Raw genomic sequence first — 25190 nt, 5'->3', positions numbered from 1 at the left:
AGGTAAGACGGCGGAGGACGGCCGGCGGCGACCGCAGCAGCGGGGCGCGGCGGCCGCGGGCGGACAGACGGGGGCGCCGCAGGGCGCCCGGTGCAAGGAGCTAGGCGGTCCATGTCACGGAGTGCGAAGGGAAACCCTGAGGCCCGCATGCCCCTGATGGCGCACCTCAAGGAGCTCCGCAACCGGCTGCTGAAGGCCGCGGCGTTCATCGCGGTCGGCGTCGTCGCCGGGTTCTTCGTCTTCGACCCGGTCTGGAACTTCCTCCAGGCGCCCTACTGCAACCTGCCCACCTCGGTGCGCGACGGCGGCTCCGACTGCGAGCTGATCTTCACCGGGATCTTCGACCCGTTCGTGCTGAAGTTCAAGGTCGCCATCGTGATCGGCCTGGTGGTGGCCAGCCCGTTCTGGCTGTACCAGCTCTGGGCCTACGTCGCGCCGGCCCTGCGCGGCCGCGAACGCCGCTACACCTACTACTTCATCGCCGCCGCCGTGCCGCTCTTCCTGGCCGGCGCCTCCCTGGCCTACTACATCACCGGCCTGGCGATGCAGGTCCTGTTCGGCTTCGCGACTGAGCAGATGACCGCGATGATCACCATCACGAACTACCTGAACTACATGATCCTGATGATCCTGGTGTTCGGGGTGGCGTTCGTGACGCCGCTGATCGTCATCCTGCTCAACATGATGGGCGTGGTCTCCCAGGAGGCGATCGGCAAGCGCCGGCGCATCATCATCTTCGCGATCTTCTGCGTCGCCGCCGTCGTCACGCCGGCCGAGCCGCTGTCGATGCTGGCGCTGGCCATCCCGCTGGTGCTGCTGTTCGAGGTGGCCGAGCTCTTCTGCTTCTTCAACGACCGCCGCAAGGCCCGCCGCGGCGACGACCTCGACGGCCTGGACGACGACGAGATCTCTCCGCTGGAGGATGGCGACGACGCGGCGCGGAGCGGGGCGAACCAGTAGGCTCGGAGCGCAGTCAGGGCCGCTCCGCAGGCCCGTGTGCGCACGTCCCTCCGCACCAGAAAGGCCGCCCCAATGAGCGACTCCGGACACGCCAGCGACCGCCCCGCGGAGCAGGGGGCGAAGCGGGATCTGCCGCCCGAGGCCATGGGCAACGAGAAGTGGCACGACACCACCGACGCGGTGTGGATGCGCTCCTCGCTCTCCCGGGAGGAGTCCGACGCGATCGTCGAGGTCGCCAAGTTCGACGACGGCTTCCGCGCCGTCCGCGACGGCAAGCACCCCGAGAAGGGGATCCTGTTCTTCACCCCGCAGGAGTGGGAGGCGTTCGTCCTCGGCGCCAAGGACGGCGAGTTCGACATCCCCGAGGAGTACCTGACCGAGGAGGAGGCCGCCATCCAGCGCGGCGAGGTCCCGGTCACCGCGGTGCCCTCCCCGCTGAACAAGAAGCGCCCCGAGGACACCCCGCAGCCCTGAGCCGAGCGGCCCGCCGGCACGTTCGACGGCGACAGCCGGCGCCGCGCCGGCGGAGCGGCTGCTCCTGGCAGGGGCGCAGGAGCCCACCGCCGCAGCAACGGTTCCGCGGCCAGGGACGGGATCCCGGCCACGTCGGCGTGCTCGGTGGCGAGCGCCCCGCACACCGCGTCGCGGGGTGCCGCCGGGCCGGTGCTGGTGGCGGGTGCCTGCCGAGCCGCGTCCGAAAGCCCGGCTGTCCTGCGTTGAGCCGCTGCGGCGTTGGCGAGAAGGCCGCTGGTCCTGTTCAGGCCGCGCCTGATGGCGGCCTTCCGCTGCCGTGTCAGCGGAGAGCCGCCGCTGGAGAGTCTTGCCGCGTCGGCGTGCCCGGTGGGCGGCGCGCAAGCCGCAGGGTGCGCTTCCGGGACGATGCAGGTGGTGGGCGCCTGGCGCGGTGCGTTCGATGGAGGCGGCGGCCTGCGTCCCTGCCGTGGAGAAGTTCGCCTTTCCTGTTCAGGACGAGTCTGGCGATACCCGGCAAGGGCAGCGGTGTGGCCCGAGTGCCTGCGCGCCGGGTAAGCCGCGGATTCCTTCGGCCGGCGGGGGCTGTCGCGCTGTCGGGCGTCGTCCGCTTCGGTGCGCGGGTCCGCTGGCGTTGCCACTGGGGTGCCGATCCGGTCATGTGCACCACCTGTCACATGGACCCCAACCTTCGCTTTTCCACCACCGTTCACGCCTGCTCCGCCCGACTTTCCGGCGGCGGCACGGACGCGCTTCCTCTTTCATCGCGGTGTGGCGCATCCTCGCCGGCGCGGAAAGGCCCACCTCGTGCGGGCGGCCGCGGGCCGTACCCGGTAGGCTCCGCCGGACCCCATCCGCGGCCCATCCCTGAACGGAACCCCGATGCCCCCCGGCTCCGCTCCCCACTTCGCCCTTCTCGTCAACCCCGCCTCCGGCCGCCGCCGCTCCGCGGTGGCCGCCCGCAGCCTCATCGCCGGGCTGCGCGCCGAAGGCGCCCGCGTCACCGTGCACATCGGGACCTCTGCCGCCGACGCTGCGCGCCGCGCGCACGAGGCGGTCGCCCTGCGCCCCGACGCCCTGGTCGCGGTCGGCGGCGACGGCCTCGTTCACCTCGCGCTGCAGGCGGTCGTCGGCACCGGAGTCCCGCTGGGCCTGCTGCCCACGGGCACCGGCAACGACATCGCCCGCGAACTCGGCGTCGGCACGTCGGTGCCGCACGCGGTCGAGCGCCTGCTGGGCGGCGTGCCCACACCGCTGGACACCGTGCGCTGCACCGGTCCCGGCGAAACGGACAGCGCCGGCGGGCCAGGCGTGGACCGCCATTTCCTGAGCGTGCTGGCCTGCGGCTTCGACTCCCGGGTCAACGAGCGCGTGAACGGGTTCCCGGTCTCGCTCGGTGCGGTCGACTACGTGATCGGCGTCGGCGCGGAACTGCGCACCTTCCGTCCGGTGCCCTACCGGATCGACGTGGACGGCACCGTGCTGGAGGCCGAGGGGATGCTCGCTGCGGTGGGCAACACCCGCAGCTACGGCGGAGGCATGGCGGTCTGCTCGGGCGCCCGGCCCGACGACGGAGTGCTGGAGGTCGTCTTCCTGCACGCGGTGGGCGTCACCGACTTCCTGCGCTTCTTCCCGCGCGTCTTCGCCGGCACCCACACCGAGCTCGACGAGGTCGAGGTCCTGCACGGCCGCCGCGTGACCGTGGAAGCCGGCCCCGCCCCCGACGGCGGCGCCGTCCTCGGCTACGCCGACGGAGACCCCGTCGGCCCCACCCCGCTCACCTGCGAGGTCGTCCCCGAAGGGGTCACCGTGCTGCTTGGCGCCTGACTCAGGGCGCCCGGGGGTGAAACGCCTGCCCCGTCGGCTGACCGTGCGCATCCCTTGGATCCGCAGTTCGGGCTGGATTCGTTAGGAGGAACGATGGACCTTTATCCCCGGGTCGAGCCGGACGCCTCGGGACTGCTCGAGGTGGGGGAGGGGAACCGGGTCTACTGGGAAGCCGCCGGGAACCCGGGCGGCCTGCCCGCGGTGTGGGTGCACGGCGGGCCGGGCGGGGGCGGGCGGCGCGGGGCGCGGCGGCTCTTCGACCCGGACCTGTTCCGGACAGTCCTCTTCGACCAGCGCGGCTGCGGGGAGAGCCTGCCGCACGCCGCCGACCCCGCCACCAGCCTGGCGGCCAACACCACGCACCACCTGGTCGCCGACATGGAGCAGCTCCGCGAGCACCTCGGGTTCGAGCGGTGGATGCTCGCCGGCGGGTCGTGGGGCTCGACCCTGATGCTGGCCTACGCGCAGTGCCACCCCGACCGGGTTTCGGGCATCGTGGTCTGCGGGGTGACCCTGACGCGGCGCCGCGACGTCGAATGGCTCTACGGCGGCGTCGCCCGCTTCCTACCGCGCGCGTGGGACGCCTTCGCGGCCGGGGCCGCAGCCGGGCTGGACGGGCCCGCCGACCCCGGCCCCGCCGGACCGGGCGACGTCCGCGACCACCGGGAGCGGTCGGCGGCCCGGCTGCTGCCCGCCTACGGCCGGCTCCTCGCCGACCCCGATCCTGACGTGCGGCTGCAGGCGGCACGCGACTGGTGTGCGTGGGAGGACGCCGTCATCGCGCACGAGGAAGAGGGCCGCCCCGGCGCCTACAGCGACCGCGGGAGCGACGCGGCGCTCGTCGCGTTCGCCCGCATCTGCGCCCACTACTTTTCCCACGCCGCCTGGCTGGGGGACGGCGCCCTGCTGGACGGCGCGCGGAACCTCGCCGGGATCCCCGGTGCGCTCGTCCACGGCCGGCTCGATCTGGGCGGCCCGCTCGCCGTGGCAGCGGACCTTGCCGATGCCTGGCCGGGCGCCGAACTCACCGCCGTCGGCACCGGCCACACCGGCGGCCCGGACATGAATGCGGCGCTGCAGGCGGCGATCGGCCGGGTCGGTGCAGCTGTGCGGGACGGCCGCAGCACGGTCTGACCGGCGGCCCGCCCCGGCGCGGGCGGCCGGACGGATGGGAAGGGGCGCCGCCGGCGGTAGCCGAGCCCCCTCCTCACGCGCCCGCGTCCGCCTCCGTCGTGATCTGCCAGAGGTGGCCGTCCGGATCGGCGCAGGCGGCGGTGTAGCCCCAGGGCTGCCGTTCGGGCCCGGCGATGACGGTGCCGCCGGCCCGGCGGATTCGCTCGGTGAGGCCGTCGACGGCGGCCTCACCGTCCAGGGGCATGGTCAGCAGGCATTCGCTGGTGCCGGGGGCCGCCACGGCGCGGTCGCCGATCACCCACTCGAAGCCGCCGGTCGGGATGAACGTCAGCCGGGCGCGCGCGTCCAGCGCGAACTCGAGCGGCTCGGGGATGCCGTCCTCGCTCGGCTCGCCGAGAGGGTCCCAGCCGAACGCCTCCCGGTAGAAGCGCAGCGTGGCGGCGCGGTCGGCGACGGGCAGGGCGATGCTGATGAACGGCGGCATTGGCGGGTCCTCTCCTCGATGATCGATCCGCAGGATCGACTCCTGCCGACCGCAGGGCTCATCGGTCTTGGGCGCAAATCCTCGGCGCCGCTGTTCAGGCCACTGGGGCAGCCCCGGCGGTTACCGCCCACGCCATCTGCGCCGCGTTCGCACCCAGCTCCGGAGCGCAGTGGGCCGCGTAGGCGAGCCAGACCGATCCGCTGCGGGCGCGCACCCAGCCGATGAGCAGGCCGGCGATCCCGGTCGACACGATCGCGCCGGCATCCAGCGACAGGCCGCCGGACACCGCCAGTCCGTGCCAGAGGCCGAACAGCAGGCTGGTGATCACCAGCCCCCACCCGACCTGGGCGCCGAAGAACCGCCGTGGAGTTCCGCAGATCCGGTCCAGCAGTGCCAGCATCGCGCCGCGGACCAGCAGCTCCTCGGTCAGGTTGGCGTGCCCGGCGTCGAACAGGAGCCGCTCCGCCGACAGGGGAGCCGCCGCAGCCCCGGAGTCGGCGAGCGCCCAGTAGGTGAGTCCGCCCGCCACGGCGAACACCACGGCTATGACCCGCGCGACCGGGGCACCGGATCCGGGGCGGACCCGCCAGCCGAGCCCCGCCTCGTCCCGCGCCCACGGCCACACCACCGCGAACAGCGCCGCCAGCCAGAGCAGCTCCAGCGTCTTGCCCTGCCAGTTCCATTCGAGCTCGGCGAACACGCCGACGCGGGGCAGGAACAGCGCCCATCGGCTGCAGGCGACGAGGACCACCAGGACGAGCACCACCCGCCAGGCGCCCGGCTTCCGGTAGAGCGCCCACGCCAGGAGGGGCGCGAGGACGACGAGCGACAGCGCGCCGTCGGCGAGCGCGCCGCCCAGCTCTCGCGCGGTCTCCGGCAGCCCTGCGGCAGCGGCAGCGACCGCAGCGGCCGCCACCAGGACCGCGGCGACACCGGGGAGCCACCTCCAGGTGTCGGCGGGGCCGGCCGGGCGCGGTGGGGCCAGGGGAGCGGGTGGGGGATTCGGCACGGCACGTCCTTCGGGTGTGGCGGGGGATGGGGCGCGGGGCCGTCCGCGTGAGACGCCGTCGGGCCATCCTTAGCACGGCGGAGGACGCGCGGCCCGCCGTGCTCGGCGCCGTCAGCGGTGTAGCGGCGCCCCGTTGCGTTCAGCCAGGTCACGATGGGCTCGCGCACCGCCCCTCGGCGGCAGCGGCAGGTGGGCAGGCCGCCGCCGGCACAGGGCTTCGACCGGTTCCGGTCAGGTGCCGACAACGCTGGTCCGGCGCCCGCACGGGTGTTCGGGAGGCGGCCAGGATGGCGGGACGCATTATCGTGCTGTTTGAGGGGGCCGCAGCGGGCGGCCCAGGTGAGAGGACCGGGCGGACGGCATGGGCTCTAACGGCGGTCCCGGCAGGCCCGGTGAATCCGGTGTCCCCGCGTCCCAGGAAGTCCGCGACCTGGTGTCCCGTGCGCTGCGCGACGCCGCGGCTGCCGGCCGGCTGACCGCGCAGGAGCTGAATGCGCGGCTCTCGGAGGCGCGGTCCAGGCACGCCACCGATGCGGTGTCCGGGCTGCTGGGCGACCTCGCGACGCCCGGCGGATCCCAGGAAGGCGGCGCGGCCTCTGCGGACCGCCGGGCCGCCAACGCCGACATGCGCGCATCCCACGAGGACCGCGACCGGGTGGTCGATGCGCTGCGCACCGCAGCGGCCGACGGCAGGCTCACGGCAGAGGAGCTCGACGAGCGCTTGGAGACCGCGCTGTCGGCGCGCACCCTCGGCGACCTTGCCGGCCTCACCGACGACCTGCCGAACGCCGGCGGGCTGCTACTCCCTCGGGACGCCGAGGTGAAGGACCTGGTCCGGATCAAGCAGGTGCACAGCTCCGCGGTCGAACGCTCTGGCCGCTGGGTGGTGCCGCGCCGCATGGAGATCGCGCCGAAGTGGACCGCGGTGACGCTCGACTTCACCCGCGCCGTCATCACGCAGCCGGTGCTACACGTTGATCTGCAGATGAAGGGCAGCGACCTGACGATCATCACGCGCCCCGGCGTCGAGGTCGACACCGACGATCTGCAGCTGGTGCACAGCAGAGTGGCCCGCCGCACGGCGCCGGGGGAGGCCGACGCGCCGGCAGTGCTCCGCGTTCAACTGGTCGGGAAGAAGGCGCACGGCAGCGTCATCGTGCGGCCGCCGCGCCGCACCTTCTGGCAGTGGCTGCTGCGCAAGCCGGTGACCTACCCGGAGTAGCGGCCGGCGGCGGTCCCCGCACCGTCGAGCCGATCCGCCGGGCCCTTGGCCATGGACGCTGTCGGAGGCGCGCACTAGCGTTCCCGCCATGAGCGACGTAGAGCACGGCGGCGGGCGGCGCGGCCTCTTCTGGGACATTCAGGAAGGGCGGGCCGAGCAGCCGCCCGTTGCGGTGACGTTGGGCGCGCACATGCTGTCGGCGGACCCCGAATCCGGCACCATCGAGATCGCGTTTGAAGCCGGACCGCACATGCTCAACCCGATCGGCACCGTCCAGGGCGGGTTCCTCGCCGCGATGCTCGACGACACGCTCGGCCCGGCGCTGGTGGCCACCCTGCCGCCGGGCTACTTCGCCCCGACTCTCGACCTCCAGGTCCAGTTCCTCCGGCCGGCCCGCCCCGGAACCCTGACCGGGCACGGGCGCATCGTCCGGCGCGGCCGCGACGTCTCCTTCCTCGCCGGGGAGCTGCTCGACGAAGCAGGGCGCACGGTGGCGACCGCGACGGCGACTGCGCTGGTCCGGCCAGTGCCCGGCGGCGGGCCGTAGACCGGCGGAGAGCAGGCCGGCCCGCAGGGGTGAGCATCCCGGCCGGCGGCATCCAAGCGGTCCGCAGGCGGCTGTGCCTAGCCCGCTGGGACATCCGCACCACCGCGCCTGCGCTGGGGCGGCGCCGCGCCGGAGCGGGATGGTGGCCCTACGCCCTAATGTGGAAGGCGATGAATACGCACGCCGCCTCCTACGCCGCTTTCCGGGCCCGCCAGGCCGCCTCCAGTGCCGCGATTGAGGAGTTCCAGGGGCTCTACGGGTTCGATTTCGACCCGTTCCAGGTGCGGGCCTGCAAGGCCCTTGAGGACGGCGACGGCGTCCTCGTTGCCGCGCCGACCGGCTCCGGCAAGACCATCGTCGGCGAATACGCCGTCCACCTCGCGCTGCGCGACGGCGCCAAGTGCTTCTACACCACGCCCATCAAGGCGCTGTCCAACCAGAAGTACAACGACCTGGTCGCCCGCTACGGCGCCGACAAGGTCGGCCTGCTCACCGGCGACAACAGCGTCAACGGCGAGGCGCCGGTGGTCGTGATGACCACCGAGGTGCTGCGCAACATGCTCTACGCGGGCTCGCACACGCTCTCCGGCCTGGCCTTCGTGGTCATGGACGAGGTCCACTACCTCGCCGACCGGTTCCGCGGGGCGGTGTGGGAAGAGGTCATCATCCACCTGCCCGAGTCGGTGCGCATCGCGGCGCTCTCGGCCACGGTCAGCAACGCCGAGGAGTTCGGCGAGTGGCTGCAGCAGGTGCGCGGCGACACCACCGTCATCGTCGACGAGAAGCGGCCGGTGCCGCTCACCCAGCACGTCATGGTCGGCCGCCGCCTGCACGACCTGTTCGTGCCGGCCGAGGAGACCGGTGCGGACGAGAGCGGCGATGAAGGCCCGCCCGGCAAGCGCAGCAAGCGCAGCCGCAAGCGGGACCGCGACCGCAGCGGCACCAAGTCCGTGGAGATGGCGGTCAACGGCGAGCGGATGCTCGTCAATCCGCGCCTGGTGCGGATGGCCATCGAGGACGACCGGGTCACGCAGCTCGCGCACCGGCGCCGCCACCCGCAGAGCCGCGCCCGCGGCGGCCCCCGGCCGCGCACCAAGCACGCGCCGCCGAGCCGCGCTCAGATCGTCGACGAGCTGGACCGCGAGGGCCTGCTTCCGTCGATCACGTTCATCTTCAGCCGGGCCGGGTGCGAGGGGGCCGTGGCCGAGTGCGTCGCCTCCGGCCTGCGCCTCACCGACGACGCCGAAGCGCTGGAGATTCGCGAGTACGCCGAACGGCAGTGTGCCGACATCCCGCCGGCCGACCTGTCGGTGCTCGGCTACCACGAGTGGCTGCGCGCGCTGGAGGCCGGCTTCGCGGCGCACCACGCGGGCATGCTGCCGGCGTTCAAGGAGATCGTCGAGTCGCTGTTCTCCCGCGGCCTGATCCGCGCGGTGTTCGCGACGGAGACGCTGGCGCTGGGCATCAACATGCCGGCCCGCACCGTGGTGATCGAGAAGCTCGACAAGTGGAACGGGGAGGCGCACGTCGCCCTCACCGCCGGCGAGTACACCCAGCTCACCGGGCGCGCCGGGCGGCGCGGCATCGACGTCGAGGGCCACGCAGTGGTGGTGTGGCAGCCCGGCATCGACCCCGAGTCGGTGGCCGGCCTGGCCAGCACCCGCACCTACCCGCTCAACTCCAGCTTCCAGCCGTCCTACAACATGGCGGTCAACCTCGTCGGCCAGGTCGGCCGGGAGCGCAGCCGCAACATGCTGGAGGCGTCGTTCGCCCAGTTCCAGGCGGACCGCGCCGTAGTGGGGCTGGTCAAGCAGCTGCGCAAGCACGAGGAGGCGCTGAAGGGGTACGCCGAGGCGGCCACCTGCCACCTCGGCGACTTCATGGAGTACGCGGCGCTGCGCCGCCGCATCAGCGACCTGGAGAACACCCAGTCGAAGAAGCGCGGTGCGCGCCGCCGCGAGGAGGCCGTCGCGTCGCTGGAGAAGCTGCGGCCGGGCGACGTCATCCGCATCCCCGCCGGGCGGCACACCGGGTTCGCCGTGGTGCTCGACCCCGGCCTGCGCAGCGACATCCCGGCGCCGCTGGTGCTCACCACCGGCAAGCAGGTCAAGCGGGTCAACGCCTCCGACTTCCCCGTTCCGGTGGAGCCGGCCGGGCGGCTGCGCATCCCGAAGTCGTTCTCGCCGAAATCGCCGAAGTCCCGCAACGACCTCGCGTCCACCCTGCGCACCCGGATCGACTCCGGCGAGATCGACGGCACGGTGCGCGCGCCGCGCCGCGACGGCGGCGGGGAGGACCCCGAGGTCGCGCGGCTGCGCACGGAGATGAAGGCGCACCCCTGCCACGGCTGCGCGGACCGCGAGGAGCACGCGCGCTGGGCGGAGCGGTACTTCCGGCTGCAGAAGGACACCGAGGGCGTGCGGCGGCGCGTGGAGGGCCGCTCGCACGTCATCGCGCGCACGTTCGACCGGGTGTGCGGCGTGCTGCAGCAGCTCTCCTACCTCGACCCCGAGGACGGCGACACGGTGACTCCGGACGGCGCGGCGCTGGCGCGCGTCTACTCCGAGCTGGACCTGCTGGTCGCCGAGTGCCTGCGCCGCGGCGTGTGGGACGGCCTGGGGCCGGAGGAACTGGCCGAGGCCGTGTCGGCGCTGGTCTATGAGTCGCGGCGCGGCGACGACGAGTACCCGCGGATCCCGGACGGGCGCATCGCCGACGTGCTGATGGAGATGGAGCGGCTCTGGGGCGAGCTGCACGACGCCGAACGCGACCACGGCGTGTCGTTCCTGCGCCGCCCGGACCTGGGCTTCGTCTGGATCACGCACCGCTGGGCCAAGGGCGACCGGCTCGACCGCATCCTCGCCGAGGCGGGCATGCCGGCCGGCGATTTCGTCCGCACCAGCAAGCAGCTCATCGACCTCCTCGGCCAGATCTCGGGCGCCGCCTCGGAGGAGTCGGGTGTCCGCCAGTCGGCCCGCCGCGCCGTCGACATCGTCAAGCGCGGCGTGGTCGCCTACACGTCGCTGAACTGACCACCCGGCGGCCCGCCGGCCTGCGCAAGCGGGTGGGCGGGCCGCCGGCCCGGCCACCGCGCCGCGCGGGCCGGCCCACGCCTCCGCTCAGCCAGATTCAGACGTGTGGAACGTGCAGCAGGTTTTCGAGTCCGCAATCCCGTCGCTGGATTTCGGCTATCGATGATATGCCCGGGCTGAACCCTCAGGTGGCCCGTTTCCCCGGGGGGGCTCCCTTGGCTCTTGCCGCTGCCTCCTTGAGGTTTCGGGATTCCCTCGACAATAAAGCGGGTGTTCTCGTTGAGGGTGCTGTTGGAATCGGTGGATGCGGGTACTGCGTTATCCCGCTTCTCTTTGGTCCAGTACCCCTCCGTGTGCTTCACCCTGTGCACCTTTGGCTGCTCTTGGGGGTACTGGTACACCACGGTATCGCCGTCCTCGCCATTGCCGGAATCCGATGGTGCGGATGCGCCCATGGCAGCTGTGAGGGCCATGAGAAGTGCTGGGGATTGCAGTCTCATCCGATTTCCGCATCGCCGTCGGGAGAGATTCCGGTAGTGCACAGCAGAGAAGGGGCGATTTCGAGGCCAACCGTCGAAACGATCTTCACCGATCACCTGTTTCCCATGGATGCCATGCACCCCGGCCGTTGCACAGGCGTGCTGCATGCCTCGGCGGGTAGAGCGGAATGGCGGGGGTCCCAGTCGATCAGGCGCGAACGGCTCGCGCTCCCACGGGGCAGTGCTCAGCCGGATATTGCGGCAGACGCCGAGGATGAGCAGGATGCGCCGATTCCAAGGGCGTGCGGTGTGGGTCTGAGGCGGGGGCCGTGTCCGTGCTGTGTCGCACAGGGGCGCGGGGCGGCGCTGGGGAGGGTGGATGCTGCCCCGGGGGTGCCGCCGAGTTGCACCGTTATCCTCCAAGCCGGTGGCCGTGCGACCTGTGAGGTGCTGGGATGGGCAGGCGTCGGGAACTCAATCTGGCGGTGGTCGTGCAGACCGCGACCGCCGCCGCGGTGCTGCTGGCAGTGGCCGCCGCCATGGTCGTGCTGTTTCTCGGGGCCGGAGCGGGGGCCGTCCTGATCGCGGTCGGGGCCGCGGTGGCCGTGGTCGCGGCGGGGGCAGCGGTGTTCGTGCTGCTCCGGCTCCGTGAAGGGCCCCGGGACGCGGAGGTCGTCGCGGCCTACCTTCCGCTGCTGAGCGCCGAGTGGTCGAAGCTGGCGGGGGAGGCGAAGCTTCTGTCCTCGGTGGAGCCGGGTGTCGACCGCACCCGGCTGATCGGGCACCTTCAGGCCGCCGAGGCGGCGCTGTTCGACGAGGCAGCACCGATCCGAACCGCCGAGGGGATCACCGAGGCGACCGGCCACATCGCCGAGGCCCGCTACCTCCTCGCGGTCGTCGACGCGCTCGGCCGCGGTGAGCCCCGCCCGCGCCGCGGCGCCCCCTGCTTCTTCGACCCCGCGCACGGACCGCTCACCGGGAAGGCCCGGTTCAACCCGGACGGCGGAGCCGACCGCACCGTCTCCGCCTGCCCGGCCTGCCTCGCCGCGCTGGAGGCCGGGCAGGCCCCGCCGAGCAAGCAGATCACGGTCGGCGGCACTCCGACCGACTACTGGCGGGCGGGGTGGGTGTCGGTGCCCTACGTCGACGGCTACTGGCAGCAGCGGCGCTTCCCCGACCACGAGCTGCACCGGCTCCGCCGCGACGTCACGATCACCTGGGACCCCTCCGAGACCGAACTCCCCGCGCACCTGGACCGCGAGCCTCCCTGGTACGCGCAGTAGTACATCCACGGGGCAGACGACGGCTGCGCGGGCAGTCGGCGGTGCCTTCGTCGTGCCTGTCCGGCGGCGGCTCTGCGGGGCACCATCGCAGGGGAGCGCCCGGTTCGCCTCAGCCGACGCTGCCTGTCCGGCCGTTGGAGTCGGGGAGGCGCAGTCAGGAGGAGGGGCCGGCGGCGATCACAGCCTTGATCGCGTCGCGGGAGGCGGTAAGCGCGTCGATCGACGCCTCGATGCGGTCCTGTTCGCGGCGGAGGTCGCTGATGGTGTTGGCGCAGACCGGGGTGAGGCGTCCGGACCGCTCGTCCAGGCACGGCAGGACGGTGCGGATGGTGGCGGTGCTGAGCCCGGCGTCGAGGAGCCGGCGGATCCTGCGGGCAGCCGCGATGTCGGCCTCGGTGTAGTCGCGGTAGCCGGAGGCGTTCCGGCTCGGCGCCAGGAGCTGCTGCTCCTCGTAGTAGCGCAGCAGCCGGGTGGGGATCCCGGTCCGCTCAGCGGCCTCGGAGATGCGCATACGGCTCCTCGCTTGCCTTCACATTGATGTGAACCTTGAGCATAGCGGCGTGAACAACCACGAAGACTCCACACACACCGCCCCGACTCCGGCTCCCCGGACTCCGCACGCCTCGCCGATTCTCACATTGGCGGGCTTTGTCCTGCTCGTCTTCTGCACGGGCACCGCCGAATACCTCGTTGCCGGAGTCCTGCCGCAGATGGCCGGCGACCTCTCGGTCACCATCGCGACGGCCGGCCAGGCGGTGACCGCCTACGCGCTCGGCGTCGCGATCGGCGGGCCGATCGTGACCGCGCTGACGGCGCGGCTGCCGCGCAAGGGCCTCGCCCTGTCGCTCGGCGCCGTGTTCGTCGCGGGCATTCTGGTCACCGTCCTGGCGCCCAGCTATCCGTGGGTGATGGTGGGCCGGGTGGTTTCGGCGTCCAGCCAGGCGACCCTGTTCGCGATCGGGCTGATGACGGCCGCCGCGGCGCTGGGCCCGGCCCGCCAGGGCAGGGCGGTCGCGATCGTGGCCTCCGGGCTCACCGTGGCCACGGTGATGGGGGTTCCGCTGGGCGCGCTGCTGGGCGGGAACACCGACTGGCGGCTGCCGTTCGCGATCGTGGCCGCGGCGGCGGTCCTCGGGGTCGCACTGCTGGCGCGGGCGATGCCCCGCACCCCCGCACCCGCCACGGGGGTCCGCGACGAGCTCCGGACACTGCTGCGCGGGCCGGTGCTGCTGGCCGTGGCGACCACGGTCATCGGGTTCGCCGGCGTCAGCGTCGTCTTCACCTACCTGGTGCCGCTGCTGACCCGGGAGACCGGTATCGCGGCTGGCGTGGTCCCGGCGCTGCTGCTGGCCTACGGGGCCGGCGGGTTCGCCGGCAACCTCATCGCCGGCCGGTTGGCCGACCTCTCGCTCGGCGGCACCCTCGCGGGCGTGTTCACCGCGTTGGTGCTCACCCTGGCGGCGTTCCCGCTTGCGGCGGGGGATCCGGTACCGATGGTGGGCCTGGTCCTGGTGCTCGGCCTGCTGTCCACCGCCACCATCGCGCCGCTGCAGTCGCTGGTGCTGCGCCATGCGGGAGCGGCGCCGACTCTGTCGCTGGCGGTCAACGTCGGGGCGTTCAATCTGGCCAATGCGATCGGTGCGGCGCTGGGCGGCCTCGGCGTCGCGGCGGGGCTGCTGCGCTGGGGCGGGTTCGGGGGAGCGGCGTTCGCCGTGCTGGGCCTGCTCCTCGCGGTCCTCGCGGTCCGGCTGCCTGTCAGCGGGGCGCCGCGCGATACAGGTCGGCGCCGGGAGGCGGCTACTGAGGACGCGGTCGGCGGGTAGGCGGTTCCGCACCGCTGCCGGGCGGGCCGGTGCCGGTCAAAGCGGTGGTGAAGAGCGGATCCGGTTGCGGCGGGCGGTACGAAGTCCGGTACTTTGCCGGGACTGCGTGTTCGTGCGCAGGAACGGCAGAGATGCGAGGTCCCCGCGATGGTCCCCCTGTACGCAGCGCCCGTCCTCACTGTGGAGCAGCCGCGGCGGCTGTTCGCCAGCGGCGGGCGCTACCAGGTGTTCGACGGTGCGGGAGCGCCGGTCGCCACGGTCGCCGAACACCGGTCGGCGTGGTCGGGCTGGAGCGGGAAGAGCCGGCCGCACCGGTTCAGCGTGTACGGCGTGCGCGGCGAAGAGCTCATGGTCATCGACAAGCCGTGGCGGATGGGCAAGCCGCACATCCACGTGTGGGCGATGGGGCACTTCATCGGGACCATCGTCCAGGGCCGGTCGCTGCTGGGCAGCCAGTTCCGGATCAAGGACCCGCACGGGCACACGGTGGGGGAGATCAGCGGCAACTGGACGGGGTGGGACTTCCGCGTGCAGCTGCACGGCGCGGAGGCAGCGCGGATCAACAAGCGCCACACCGGGCTGCGCGGCGCATGGTTCGGCACTGAGGACCGGTACGCGGTGGAGTTCGCCGGGCAGCTGCACCCGGCGATGCGCAAGCTGGTGGTGGCCGCGGCGGTCACCGTCGATGTGCTGCTGCACGAGCGCGAGCCGGACTACTACTACTCGTCGTCCCGCTATGACCGCCGCCATCGGCACCACCACTACGGGCACCACCAGCACCACCCGAACCACCAGTGGCACCGGCACGACCGGGCGGAGCGGCGGGCGGCGCGGCGCAACGACCGCAAGGACGGCGGCGGCGCGCGCAGCGCCCCGAACCCGCCGCAGGCGGCTGCGGGGACGCTCGGGTCGCGGACCGGTCCGGCGCGGTCGAAGGGTGGCACGGCTGGGGCGGCGAAGCCGTCGGGTGCGCGCAAGGGCGGATTCCTGTCCGGGCTGCTGGGCGGCTCCTCGTCGTCGGGCGGCATCGGCTCGTCGGCCCGCGCCGGCGGCGCGAAGAGCGGCGGGGGCAAGAGCGGGGGGAAGGGCGGCAAGGGCGGTGCCCGCAAGGCGTCCGCGTCGCGGAGCGGCGGGGCGAGCCGCAAGGGCGCGAACCGCAAGAGCGCGGGCCGTTCCGGATCGGCCCGCCGTTCCGCTCCGCGCAAGTCGTCGGGCCGCCGCGGCGGTGGCTCCCGCGGCCGCAAGCGCTGAGCTGGTTGGGATTGAGTGGCCCGCCCGACCGGAGTCGGGCGGGCGCAAGGCCGGGCATGCGGGCGGGGCTTCGCCAAAGGAAAGGACGGCTTCGCCGGAAGCCTTTCCGCTGTGTCGCGGCGGTGCGCCTGGTCCTGCCCAGCATCCGGTCGGATCCCGTAGTCCCCTGGCGCTCCTCGCGGCCCCTCCCTGCGTGGGCGCGAACCGCATGAGCGCGGGCCGTTTCGGATCGGTGTTGGTGCGGTGGCCTGTCTCGTGCGCCGCCCGGCCGGAGCGGGGCGTGTGACGCCCGAGGTGCGCTTCCGCAGAGGGGGATTGAAGGAAGGGGCCGCCCGTCCGTGGGGAAGTGCGGCGCGGGCGGCCCCGGTCGGGAAGCTAGCCCGCGCGGGGCGCCGGGGCCCGGGAAGAGCCGGTCAGCGGGAGGCGCGCGGCGGTGCGCGGCTGGGCGTCTGAGGCGTCGGCGCCGTCGATGGCGAGGACGATGCGCAGGAGCCCGCTGCCGGGCCCGGCCGAGTAGCTCCACGAGGCGGCGAGGCAGTCGATGAGGAAGAGTCCGCGGCCGGACTCGGAGTCGGGGTCGCCGGCGCCGTCGGCGATCCGGGGGCGGCTGCCGCGGACGAGCGGGCCGTCGTCGGCGAGTTCGATCCAGAGCGGCCCGGGGCTGGCGGCGTGCAGGCGGAGGCGGGCGGTGCCGCCGGGCGCACCGGACCAGGTGTGCCGCCAGGCGTTGCAGAAGGCTTCGTCGACGCAGATCTCGGCGCTGTCGACGACGGCGTCGCCGGCGATCGGCCGCACCGCGATCCGCGTCATCGACCGCGCCCGCCGCAGTCCGTAGGAGTCGCACGGCAGGACAGCCCGCCGCTCCATCACCCGCCCCGCGGAAGATGCGGGAACCCCGCCGGAATAGCTAGAGTCGTTCATGTCTGCACCTCGTATTTAGGTGGAGGCCGTGCCCCGGGGGTGTTCACGCACCCGCCGGGGCTTCTTGATGAATGAGCATGCGCGCAACTAGCCCGCGGGTTCTACTGTTATTACTGGGTGGTGAAGAATAAAAATGCTCCGCTGTATCGATGACTATCCCGGTGATATGAATGAATCATGGGAGATTCGGATTCGGCTGCACGGCGCCGGTTTGGCGCTGACCTGCGCCGATGGCGTGACCGTTCCGCCCTGACACAGGTACAACTGGCGTCAGCGGTATTCCTGAAGCAGTCCCAGATCAGTGGCCTAGAGCGGGGCAATAAGGGCACTCGGCGCGAGCACATAGAGCGGATGGACTCGGTTCTCAATGCGGGAGGATCACTCCTCAAGCGGTGGGATGACCTCAACAAGGAGGACGGCTACGCCCCCTGGTTCCGTGATGTTGTGGCGATCGAGCGCGAATCAACGGAAATCTGGGCATATCAACTGTCTGTCGTGCCCGGACTCCTGCAAGTAGAGTCGTATGCCCGCGCGGTCATCCAGACTGGCCGTCCGGGTGATACTCCGGCCGAACTCGACGAGGCTGTCGCGGCCAGGATGAAGCGGCAAGAGCGATTGCGGGCAGAGCGCGGTCCAGTCCTCAAAGTCGTGCTCGAAGAGCACGTGCTGCGGCGGCCGATCGGGGGCCCTGCCATCATGTGGCGGCAGCTGAGCCACCTGCTGGAGGCATCCGCTGGACCGCGTATCACGATCCAAGTGATACCGATGTCATCGGAAGTCCACCACGGCGTCGACGGCCCATTCATCCTCTTCACGGTCCCGGAGAAGCGGCGCGTGTCCTACGTTGAGACCCGCCACGCCAGCGTGCCCCGGGATGACACGGAGGCCGTCGAGGACTACGCGAGTGTTTTCGGCGACCTCTGTTCAGAGGCCCTACCGCCCTCTGCGTCCCGAGCGCTCATCGAAAAGATCAGGAGAGAGTACGACGATGTTGGGCACGGACTGGGCTAAGTCCAGCTACAGCCAGAAGGGCGCTGACAACTGCGTCGAGTGCCGTGCCACCACCCAAAACGGCGTCGCCGTCCGCGACAGCCAGAACCCTCTGCTATGCAACCTGTCCGTTGCGGCAGCGGAGTGGGCTGCGTTCATCCAGAGCGCTCGACGGGAACGCTTTTAGTGCCAGGCTGAGTACCTCTCTGAAGGAGCGTTATGCCAGATTGGCGCACGTCGAGCTACAGCCAAGGACACGGCGGCGAGTGTGTCGAGGTTGCCGACACGCCTGATCAGGTGAAGGTCCGCGACACCCAAAACAGAGCAGCCGGGCACCTCTCTGTCGTCCCAGGGGAGTGGACCGCCTTCTTGCAGTCCATCAAGCACACCGCCCTCTAATCCCCATCCCGGCCGTCCTCGGGCGGCCGGGCATCCCACACCCCTCGGGAGACGAGCGCTGATCGTGGGTCAGCCCTCAGCTTCGAGGGCATGCTTCCCCTGCTCCGTCACTATTGGCGAGAGCGCTCATCCGGGCTTCTTCCAATTACAGCGCCGCGCCGATCATTGCCGCCACCCAGCCAGCACGGGGAACCCTATGAGATGAGCTCTCCGTCAAGGCGCCGAACAGTCGGGGCCATCGGCCCGGAGACCCGCGCGGTGAGCAGCCTCGCCGTCCGGGCGCCGCCGTTCCAACAGGACAGTGTCCCGCCAGTGGCCGTGGTGGAGGGCGATGCGCTCGCGGACACCGACGGTCCGGAAACCGGCCTGGTGGTGGAGAGCCAGGCTTGCGCGGTTCTCAGGGAAGACCGAGGTCTGAAGCGTCCATAGGCCGGCGTCATCGGCCTCAGTGACCTGCCGGTGCAGCAGGGCCTTGCCTACGCCGCGCCCACGCGCGTCTTCGGCAACATTTACGGAGGTTTCGGCCACCCCGGCGTAGACCGCACGGTTGGAGGTGGGAGCGGCGGCGGCCCAGCCCACCACGACCCCGTCCGCTTCCGCTACCCATCGGTGTCCGGGCAGCCAGCGGTCCTTCAAAGCCTCAACGGGAGGCACTTCGGTTTCGAAGGTGGCATGCCCGGTGGCGATGCCTTGGGCGTAGATCTGGCTGACTACGTCCAGGTCGGCGTCGATCATGGTGCGGGTGGTGACGTCGTCCGGGAGGTCCGTGGGGCAGCAGGGCCGCGCGTTGACCATGCCCATCACCGCGTCGGCGGCATGAGGAAGGCCGGTGCAGCAGGCGGGATTGATGGCGACCCGCGTGGAGGTGCCCACCCTGGTGAGGGTCACGAACCCGACATCGGCGAGTTTGCGCAGGTGGTGGGAGACGGTGGGCTGCCGGATGTCCACCATCTCGGCAAGCGCGCCCACGCTGGCTGCGCCTGGAGCGGAGGCGATGGCGTGCAGGAGCTGGACACGCACCGGTTCGGCTAGGCAGGCGAACCAGGCGGCGTAGGTCTCGGCATCGGTCTGGGGCAGTGCCGGCGCGGTGGGCTCGGGCCGTGTCGCGGTCATGCTTCACAGTATCGACGTCAATCAATGGTTGCGTCCATCGTTTGCCATCGATAGAGTCGCCGAGCATTGATGTAAATCGATGAAAGGGGTGCGCAATGTCCGACGAGCGTCCCGTCGTGGTGATCGGGGCCGGTCCCACAGGGCTGGCGGCGGCAGCAGAACTGGTCGCGCGGGGACTTCCGGTGCTTGTACTGGAAGAAGGCGACCACGCGGGGGCGGCGGTGTGCGAGTGGGGGCACGTGCGGCTGTTCTCAACCTGGCGCGATCTGGTCGACCCGGCCGCGGAGAAGATGCTCGCAACAGAGGGCTGGGCGCGTCCGGATGACGACACGTATCCGACCGGCCGCGAATGGATCGACTCCTACCTCGCGCCGCTCGCTGACGCCCTTGGTCCGAGGGTGCGCTTCGGTGCCCGGGTGACCGGCGTAAGCCGGATGGGCAGGGATCGCGTAGTGGATGCCGAGCGGCAAGAGCACCCCTTCACCGTGCGGGTGCAGAGCAGCGAGGGCGAAGAGCGAGTGCTGGCCCGTGCGGTCGTGGACGCTTCCGGAACGTGGGGCTCTCCCAATCCGCTGGGCGCGGACGGCCTCACCGCACTGGGCGAAGCCGCGGGCGCCGCGCGGATCTCCTACCGAGTCCCCAACCTGAATGAGGAAGAGGCACGGCTTCGCTACGCAGGCCGGACTACCGCCGTGGTGGGTAGCGGCCACTCGGCACTGACGGCGCTCGTGGCCCTTTCCGCGGTGGCCCAGGAACATGCCGGCACGAAGGCGGTGTGGGTGCTGCGGCGCGGCGAAATCGGCGACGCCTTCGGCGGCGGCGCAGACGACCAGCTCGCTGCGCGCGGCGCTCTCGGCCAGCGGGCGCGCGCCGCTGCCGAAGCGGGACTGATCGAGGTGGTTGCCGGATTCCGCATCGCGTCCGTGCGCTCGGCGGATGGGCGCCTGATTCTGGTGGACAGTGGCAATCGGGAGCTAGAGCCGGTGGACGAGGTGGTGGCGCTGACAGGTTTCCGGCCGGACCTGTCGCTGCTGTCCGAGGTCCGCCTCGGCCTGGACGCCACGCTCCAGGCGCCGACCGCTCTGGCGCCGCTCATCGATCCCAACCAGCACTCGTGCGGAACCGTCTACCCGCACGGCGCAGCCGAACTCTCCCACCCGGAGGAAGGGTTCTTCCTCGCCGGGATGAAGTCCTACGGGCGCGCTCCGACGTTCCTGGCGCTGACCGGGTACGAGCAGGCGCGCAGTATCGCCGCGCACCTGGCCGGGGACCGCGAAAGCGCGGCCCGTGTCGAGCTCGTGCTACCCGAAACGGGTGTGTGCAGCGGCTCCGGCCTGGCTGACTCGCCCATTCCGCCCGAGGCCGACGCGGGCGGCTGCGGCCCAGTCGCCGAACCACGGGAAGGCCCAGCGGCGGAGCAGAGCTGCTCCAGCGCGGTGCAGCAGGATGGGCCGGGTGAACCGGCCCGGGTTCCGTGACTGCTGCTCCCAGCCGGGCTTCCGGCGCCCCCGCGGTGGCCGGTGCGCGCCGGGGGCTGGCGGTTCTGTGCATCACCGTCACCACCGGCTACGGCGTGCTGTTCTATGCCTTCCCGGTGCTGGCGCCGAGCATCACCGCCGACACGGGGTGGTCACTGGCGACGGTGACCGCGCTGTTCTCGGCCGCGCAGGTGGTGGCGGGGCTGGCGGGCATCCCGGTAGGGCGCTGGCTGCAGTCACGCGGGTCGCGGCCGGCGATGACTGCGGCGGCGCTGCTCGCCGTGCCGGCCGTGGCGGCGATCGCCCTGGCACCGAACCTGTGGGCCTTCACCGCCGCATGGCTGGCGGCGGGGGTGTCGATGGCCGGGCTGTTCTACCCGCCGGCCTTTGCTGCCCTGACCCACTGGTTCGGCGCGGCGAGAGTGCGGGCGCTGACCGCCCTGACCCTGGTCGCCGGTCTCTCCAGCACCATCTTCGCCCCGCTCACCGCGGCGCTGGAGTCGGCGTGGGGATGGCGGGGCACCTACCTCGTGCTCGCCCTCCTTCTGCTGGTCGCCGTGGTTCCGCTGCTGGTGTTCGCCGTGCCGCGGGGCTGGTCCCCCGGCGGCCCGCAGCGCCGCGGCGGCCGGAACCGGGAAGCCCGCGCAGTGGTGCGCAGCGGTGCGTTCCTCGCCCTGGCGGTGTCTTTGGCCCTGGGGTCCTTCACGGTCTTCGCCGCCATGGTGAACCTGGTGCCCCTCCTGGCAGAGCGCGGATTCGGCACGGCAGAGGCCGCCTGGGCGCTCGGTGCCGGCGGGATCGGCCAGGTCCTCGGCCGGCTCGTCTACCCGCCGCTGGACCGCTGGACCGGCCCGGTGCTGCGGGCCGCGATCGTATTGGGCGCCTGCTCGGCAACCACCCTCCTGCTGGCGCTGGCACCGGGGCATCTGGGGCTGATCCTGGCCGTTGCCGTGGTGGCGGGGATGGCGCGCGGCCTGCTCACGCTCCTCCAAGCCACCGCTGTCTCCGACCGGTGGGGCACCGCGCACTACGCCACCGTGAACGCCGTCATGCACACGCCGCTCATGCTGGCCATCGCGCTCGCCCCCTGGGCGGGCGCCGCACTGGCCGGCCCGCTGGGCGGATACACCGCCGCCTTCCTCGCGCTGGGAGCCCTGGCCGCCCTGGGCGCCGTCACCAGCCTGGCTACCCGCACCCGCAGCAAGCAGGACCGAGACGCGCCCCCGTATTGACCGGTCTGCGGGTCACGCATCGCACGGTCGCTTCCTCGAGCACGAAGGATCCCGCCATGGAAGAAGTCCCCCTCGCTATCATCGGCGCCGGCCAAGCGGGGCTGGCCGCGGCGTGGGCCGCCAACCGCGAGGCGGTCCGCCCCCTGGTGCTGGAGGCGGCCGATCGGCCGGGCGGTTCCTGGCCGCACTACTACGACAGCCTGACCCTGTTTTCCCCTGCACGATTCTCTGCACTGCCCGGACGCGCGATGCAGGGTGACCCGGAACGCTATCCCCGCCGAGATGAGGTGGTGGCCTACTTGCGCGGCTACGCCGCACACTTGGACGCCGACCTGCGCTGCGGCCAGCGGGTGCTCACGGTCGAACAGGATGAGAACGGGTTTGTCCTCACGACGGCAGAAGGAGTCCGTGTGCGCTCCGCGGCGGTGGTCTCTGCCTCGGGCGGCTTCACTCGCCCCCACCAGCCGGCATTGCCCGGGTTGGCAGACTTCACCGGAACCATCATGCACACGGCCCAATACCGCTCACCCGGGCCTTTCGGTGGGCAACGTGTCGTCGTGGTCGGAGGTGGCAATTCCGGAGTGCAGATCGCCGCGGAGCTCGCCGGCGTGGCCTGGGTGAGCCTCGCAACCCGGTCTCCGGTGGCCTGGGCGAATCAGCGGCCTTTGGGCAAGGACATCCACTGGTGGTTCACGCGCACTGGGCTTGACGCTGCCCCGCTGGGCCGTGTGTGGGCCAAGGGTCCGACCCTGGTGAACGATGATGGCCGCTACCGTGCAGCATTCGCGACGGGCAATCCCGATCGGCGGGAAATGTTTACTCGCTTGGGCGATGCCAAGGTGACGTGGTCTGACGGAATCGTGGAAGAGGTCGACTCCCTGATCTTGGCCACGGGTTACCGGCCCGCTCTGGATCACCTCGCACCGGCCGGCGCGCTCGACGCCCAAGGGCTTCCGCGGCACCGGGGCGGAATTTCCACCACCGTGCCGGGTCTGGGATACGTCGGGATGGAGTTCCAGCGCAGCTTCTCCTCAGCCACCCTGCGCGGGGTCGGCCGCGACGCCCGCTATGTCGTACGGCGGCTGCTCACCCGCACCCATCGTTGACACACGCCTTTTACAGAGCACGGGCCGGACCCGAGGGGCGCACATCAGCGAGAGGAGGGTTCCAGGCGGCGTGGAGAGGCCGCCGTGTCCGTGGCCGGCAACGCGGGTGAGGAGAAGGCGATTTCCCTGCGCCACTTTTACCGAGGTCGACAACAGACGCAACGACATCAATAGCGCGTGTAGCGTCCTGCTGCCCGCGCTCCCGTCCCAGATCGCCCTGACCGATGAGCAACTAGGGAAAACCATGTCCAACAAGCCCAGCGTCCTGTTCGTGTGCGTGCACAACGCGGGCCGATCCCAGATGGCCGCAGGCTGGCTCGCCGACCTCGCCGGTGACGCGGTCCAGATCCGATCCGCCGGATCGGAACCGGCCGACGCGGTCAATCCGGCAGCTGTCGAGGCCATGCAGGAGGTCGGCATCGACATCACCGCGGCCCGCCCAAGGATCCTGACCATCGACGCCGTCGAGGCCAGCGACGTCGTCATCACCATGGGCTGCGGTGACGCCTGCCCCATATTCCCCGGCAAGACCTACCTCGACTGGGGGCTGGACGACCCGGCCGGCCAGGGGGTTGAAGCGGTCCGACCGATCCGCGACGAGATTGCCCGCCGCGTCCGCGGCTTGCTGGCCGACCTCGGTGTCGACGCCCGCTACTGAGCGGACGTCACCTCGAGCGCTCGGCCGCATCCCGCACCTGGCACGCAGTCATCTGGTGCACCAGGTTCCGGCCGGTGGTTGGCCATCTGGAGCCGCTGGGGGTGCGCGGGCCCGCGGAGACCTTCTCCCCGGGCCCGCCGGTCACCGTGGCAGTGCACGCATTCAGCGCTTGCCGGCGGGGAATCGGCGCCGCCACGCCAAGGACACATAGACCAGGGCGATGAGCACCGGTACCTCGATCAAGGGCCCCACCACACCGGCCAGGGCCTGACCGGAGGTGACGCCGAAGGTGGCGATGGCCACCGCGATGGCCAGCTCGAAGTTGTTGCCGGCCGCGGTGAAAGCCAGGGTGCTCGTACGGTCATAGGGCAGGCCGATCGCCTTACCGAAGGCGAACGTGCCGAACCACATGATGACGAAGTAGGCGAGCAGCGGCAGGGCGATGCGGGCCACGTCCAGCGGGTTGGACGTGATGGTGCCGCCTTGGAGGGCGAACAGCAGGACAATGGTGAACAGGAGTCCGTAAAGCGCCCAGGGCCCGATTCTGGGCAGGAACGCCGTCTCGTACCGCTCGCGGCCCATGCGCTTCTCGCCGATGCGCCGGGTGAGGAAACCGGCCAGCAGCGGAATGCCGAGGAAGACCACGACATTGAGGGCGATCTGCCACGCCGAGACCTCCAAGCCGCCGGTGTCCAGACCAAGCCACCCGGGCAGCACCGACAGATAGAACCAGCCCAGTACGCCGAAGACCAAGACCTGGAACACCGAGTTCAGGGCCACCAGGACCGCCGCGGCTTCGCGATTGCCGCAGGCCAGGTCGTTCCAGATGATCACCATGGCAATGCAGCGCGCCAGTCCGACAATGATCAGACCGGTCCGGTACTCGGGCAGGTCGGCCAGAAAGATCCACGCCAGTGCGAACATCACGGCCGGCCCGACGAGCCAGTTGACCACGAGCGAGGACACCAGCAGCCGGGTGTCCCGGGTGACGGTGTCCAGCCGGTCGTAGCGGACCTTGGCCAGCACCGGGTACATCATGATCAGCAGGCCGAGCGCAATCGGCAGTGAGATCCCGCCGACCTCCAGAGCGGCCAGCGCCTCCCCCAGACCAGGGATGAGGCGCCCCAGCCCCAGGCCGGCAGCCATCGCCAGCAGAATCCATACCGCCAGGAAGCGGTCGAGGAACGACAGGCCGGCGGCCACCGAACCAGAGTGCTGCTTCGTATCGGTGCGCGCCATCAGCACGGCCTCTTGTTCTCTGCGTTGGTGCGTGCGGCCCCAGCCAGTTCGGCCAAAGACGCCGACGCGGCTTCCAGGGCCTCGGGACGGAGCCGGTAGTAGGTGTACCGTCCGCACGGCTCGGTCTCCACCAGCCCCGCCTCGCGCAGCACCCGCAAGTGGTTCGACAGGTTCGTCTGCCGAGCGCCTGTCTCCTCCATGAGGTGGGTTGTGCACAGCGTCTCTCGCGACAGCAGGGTCACGATTTGCATGCGCAGCGGATCGGCAAGAGCCCGCAACACATCAGATTCCACTGACATCATCATGGAATGATGTTAACTCAAGTGTGGAGCCACCAGGACGTGCGGCCATGGGGGTCCGCATAGCCGTGTCCGCAGGGGTAGCTGCGGCACGGCGTTGGTCAGGCGAGCGAAGGAGGGCGCTGGCAGGCTTTCCTTCGGCCGATCCCTGCCCAGGCTGGCGGGTGGAGCCGGGGCCGGATGACGGGCAAGGCAGGCGGCAGCTGCGCTGGCGAACATGGGCGTACTGAGGC

24 protein-coding genes are annotated in these 25190 nt (G+C 71.5%); 17 read left to right on the top strand and 7 right to left on the bottom strand.

Features of this window, described 5'->3' with window-relative positions; genetic code table 11:
• Window positions 1–111: 111 nt before the first annotated feature.
• The 4 genes from tatC (at window position 112) to ACYVGT_RS10815 (ending at window position 4392) form a co-directional block, all read left to right on the top strand.
• Window positions 112–960, top strand: coding sequence for a twin-arginine translocase subunit TatC (gene tatC, locus ACYVGT_RS10830; RefSeq protein ID WP_460856678.1), 849 nt, complete (start codon window positions 112–114; stop codon window positions 958–960).
• Window positions 961–1032: 72 nt separating this feature from the next.
• Window positions 1033–1434: a DUF397 domain-containing protein gene (locus ACYVGT_RS10825; RefSeq protein ID WP_460856675.1), complete on the top strand. Its 402-nt coding sequence runs from the start codon at window positions 1033–1035 to the stop codon at window positions 1432–1434.
• A gap of 879 nt (window positions 1435–2313) precedes the next feature.
• Window positions 2314–3258 carry a diacylglycerol/lipid kinase family protein gene (locus tag ACYVGT_RS10820; protein ID WP_460856673.1) on the top strand — a complete coding sequence of 315 codons (945 nt, stop codon included), beginning with the start codon at window positions 2314–2316 and terminating at the stop codon, window positions 3256–3258.
• A gap of 93 nt (window positions 3259–3351) precedes the next feature.
• Window positions 3352–4392, top strand: a complete 1041-nt coding sequence (locus ACYVGT_RS10815) for an alpha/beta fold hydrolase (RefSeq protein WP_460856670.1) — start codon at window positions 3352–3354, stop codon at window positions 4390–4392.
• Window positions 4393–4465: 73 nt separating this feature from the next.
• On the opposite strand, the gene ACYVGT_RS10810 is transcribed toward ACYVGT_RS10815, so the two are convergent.
• Window positions 4466–4876, bottom strand: coding sequence for a VOC family protein (locus ACYVGT_RS10810; RefSeq protein ID WP_460856667.1), 411 nt, complete (start codon window positions 4874–4876; stop codon window positions 4466–4468).
• Between the two features lie 94 nt (window positions 4877–4970).
• Entirely contained in the window at window positions 4971–5885 is a 915-nt protein-coding gene (locus ACYVGT_RS10805) for a lysostaphin resistance A-like protein (RefSeq protein ID WP_460856665.1), read from the bottom strand.
• A 361-nt stretch (window positions 5886–6246) separates the two neighbouring features.
• On the opposite strand from ACYVGT_RS10805, the gene ACYVGT_RS10800 reads away from it, so the two are divergent.
• The 4 genes from ACYVGT_RS10800 (at window position 6247) to ACYVGT_RS10785 (ending at window position 12448) form a co-directional block, all read left to right on the top strand.
• The gene (locus tag ACYVGT_RS10800) at window positions 6247–7107 is read left to right on the top strand and encodes a DUF1707 SHOCT-like domain-containing protein (protein ID WP_460856663.1); all 861 of its coding nucleotides are present in this window, start codon (window positions 6247–6249) and stop codon (window positions 7105–7107) included.
• Between the two features lie 88 nt (window positions 7108–7195).
• Window positions 7196–7654 carry a PaaI family thioesterase gene (locus ACYVGT_RS10795; RefSeq protein ID WP_460856661.1) on the top strand — a complete coding sequence of 153 codons (459 nt, stop codon included), beginning with the start codon at window positions 7196–7198 and terminating at the stop codon, window positions 7652–7654.
• Window positions 7655–7824: 170 nt separating this feature from the next.
• The gene (locus ACYVGT_RS10790; protein WP_460856659.1) at window positions 7825–10686 is read left to right on the top strand and encodes a DEAD/DEAH box helicase; all 2862 of its coding nucleotides are present in this window, start codon (window positions 7825–7827) and stop codon (window positions 10684–10686) included.
• A gap of 934 nt (window positions 10687–11620) precedes the next feature.
• On the top strand, window positions 11621–12448 hold the full coding sequence (locus tag ACYVGT_RS10785; protein ID WP_460856657.1) for a hypothetical protein: 828 nt from the start codon (window positions 11621–11623) through the stop codon (window positions 12446–12448).
• A 154-nt stretch (window positions 12449–12602) separates the two neighbouring features.
• Here the strand turns inward: ACYVGT_RS10785 and ACYVGT_RS10780 are convergent, their stop codons facing one another.
• Entirely contained in the window at window positions 12603–12959 is a 357-nt protein-coding gene (locus tag ACYVGT_RS10780; protein ID WP_460856655.1) for a MerR family transcriptional regulator, read from the bottom strand.
• Window positions 12960–13008: 49 nt separating this feature from the next.
• On the opposite strand from ACYVGT_RS10780, the gene ACYVGT_RS10775 reads away from it, so the two are divergent.
• Window positions 13009–14271, top strand: a complete 1263-nt coding sequence (locus ACYVGT_RS10775) for an MFS transporter (protein ID WP_460856653.1) — start codon at window positions 13009–13011, stop codon at window positions 14269–14271.
• Window positions 14272–14418: 147 nt separating this feature from the next.
• A complete protein-coding gene (locus ACYVGT_RS10770) occupies window positions 14419–15522 on the top strand; it encodes an LURP-one-related/scramblase family protein (protein WP_460856650.1) in 1104 nt (367 codons plus the stop codon).
• Window positions 15523–15897: 375 nt separating this feature from the next.
• Here the strand turns inward: ACYVGT_RS10770 and ACYVGT_RS10765 are convergent, their stop codons facing one another.
• Entirely contained in the window at window positions 15898–16443 is a 546-nt protein-coding gene (locus ACYVGT_RS10765) for an ATP-binding protein (protein WP_460856648.1), read from the bottom strand.
• A gap of 177 nt (window positions 16444–16620) precedes the next feature.
• Here ACYVGT_RS10765 and ACYVGT_RS10760 point away from each other — a divergent pair, with 177 nt between their 5' ends.
• From ACYVGT_RS10760 to ACYVGT_RS10750, 3 genes are read left to right on the top strand one after another with little or no spacing between them, the layout of a single operon-like run.
• Window positions 16621–17454 (top strand): helix-turn-helix domain-containing protein, encoded by an 834-nt coding sequence (locus tag ACYVGT_RS10760; RefSeq protein ID WP_460856645.1) that lies wholly within the window; start codon window positions 16621–16623, stop codon window positions 17452–17454.
• Entirely contained in the window at window positions 17432–17620 is a 189-nt protein-coding gene (locus ACYVGT_RS10755) for a DUF397 domain-containing protein (protein ID WP_460856643.1), read from the top strand. The genes ACYVGT_RS10760 and ACYVGT_RS10755 overlap by 23 nt, the downstream gene beginning before the upstream one ends.
• A gap of 32 nt (window positions 17621–17652) precedes the next feature.
• Complete coding sequence (locus ACYVGT_RS10750; RefSeq protein ID WP_460856641.1) at window positions 17653–17832, top strand: DUF397 domain-containing protein; 180 nt, start codon at window positions 17653–17655, stop codon at window positions 17830–17832.
• A 213-nt stretch (window positions 17833–18045) separates the two neighbouring features.
• Here ACYVGT_RS10750 and ACYVGT_RS10745 read toward each other — a convergent pair whose 3' ends face one another.
• Entirely contained in the window at window positions 18046–18945 is a 900-nt protein-coding gene (locus ACYVGT_RS10745; RefSeq protein ID WP_460856638.1) for a helix-turn-helix domain-containing GNAT family N-acetyltransferase, read from the bottom strand.
• A 95-nt stretch (window positions 18946–19040) separates the two neighbouring features.
• On the opposite strand from ACYVGT_RS10745, the gene ACYVGT_RS10740 reads away from it, so the two are divergent.
• The 4 genes from ACYVGT_RS10740 to ACYVGT_RS10725 all read left to right on the top strand — a co-directional run bounded on the left by ACYVGT_RS10740 (window position 19041) and on the right by ACYVGT_RS10725 (window position 23419).
• Window positions 19041–20423 (top strand): FAD-dependent oxidoreductase, encoded by a 1383-nt coding sequence (locus ACYVGT_RS10740; protein ID WP_460856635.1) that lies wholly within the window; start codon window positions 19041–19043, stop codon window positions 20421–20423.
• Window positions 20420–21655 carry an MFS transporter gene (locus tag ACYVGT_RS10735; protein WP_460856633.1) on the top strand — a complete coding sequence of 412 codons (1236 nt, stop codon included), beginning with the start codon at window positions 20420–20422 and terminating at the stop codon, window positions 21653–21655. The genes ACYVGT_RS10740 and ACYVGT_RS10735 overlap by 4 nt, the downstream gene beginning before the upstream one ends.
• A 56-nt stretch (window positions 21656–21711) precedes the next feature.
• The gene (locus ACYVGT_RS10730) at window positions 21712–22761 is read left to right on the top strand and encodes a flavin-containing monooxygenase (protein ID WP_460856630.1); all 1050 of its coding nucleotides are present in this window, start codon (window positions 21712–21714) and stop codon (window positions 22759–22761) included.
• Between the two features lie 244 nt (window positions 22762–23005).
• Window positions 23006–23419, top strand: a complete 414-nt coding sequence (locus ACYVGT_RS10725) for an arsenate reductase ArsC (protein WP_460856628.1) — start codon at window positions 23006–23008, stop codon at window positions 23417–23419.
• 162 nt (window positions 23420–23581) lie between these two features.
• Here the strand turns inward: ACYVGT_RS10725 and arsB are convergent, their stop codons facing one another.
• The gene (arsB, locus tag ACYVGT_RS10720) at window positions 23582–24658 is read right to left on the bottom strand and encodes an ACR3 family arsenite efflux transporter (RefSeq protein ID WP_460856626.1); all 1077 of its coding nucleotides are present in this window, start codon (window positions 24656–24658) and stop codon (window positions 23582–23584) included.
• A complete protein-coding gene (locus tag ACYVGT_RS10715) occupies window positions 24658–24963 on the bottom strand; it encodes an ArsR/SmtB family transcription factor (protein WP_460856623.1) in 306 nt (101 codons plus the stop codon). The genes arsB and ACYVGT_RS10715 overlap by 1 nt, the downstream gene beginning before the upstream one ends.
• Window positions 24964–25190: the final 227 nt, after the last annotated feature.

Source organism: Nocardiopsis coralliicola (assembly GCF_054779695.1).
Note: the sequence above shows the minus strand (reverse complement) of the source record. Positions and strands in the feature narration are given on the sequence as shown.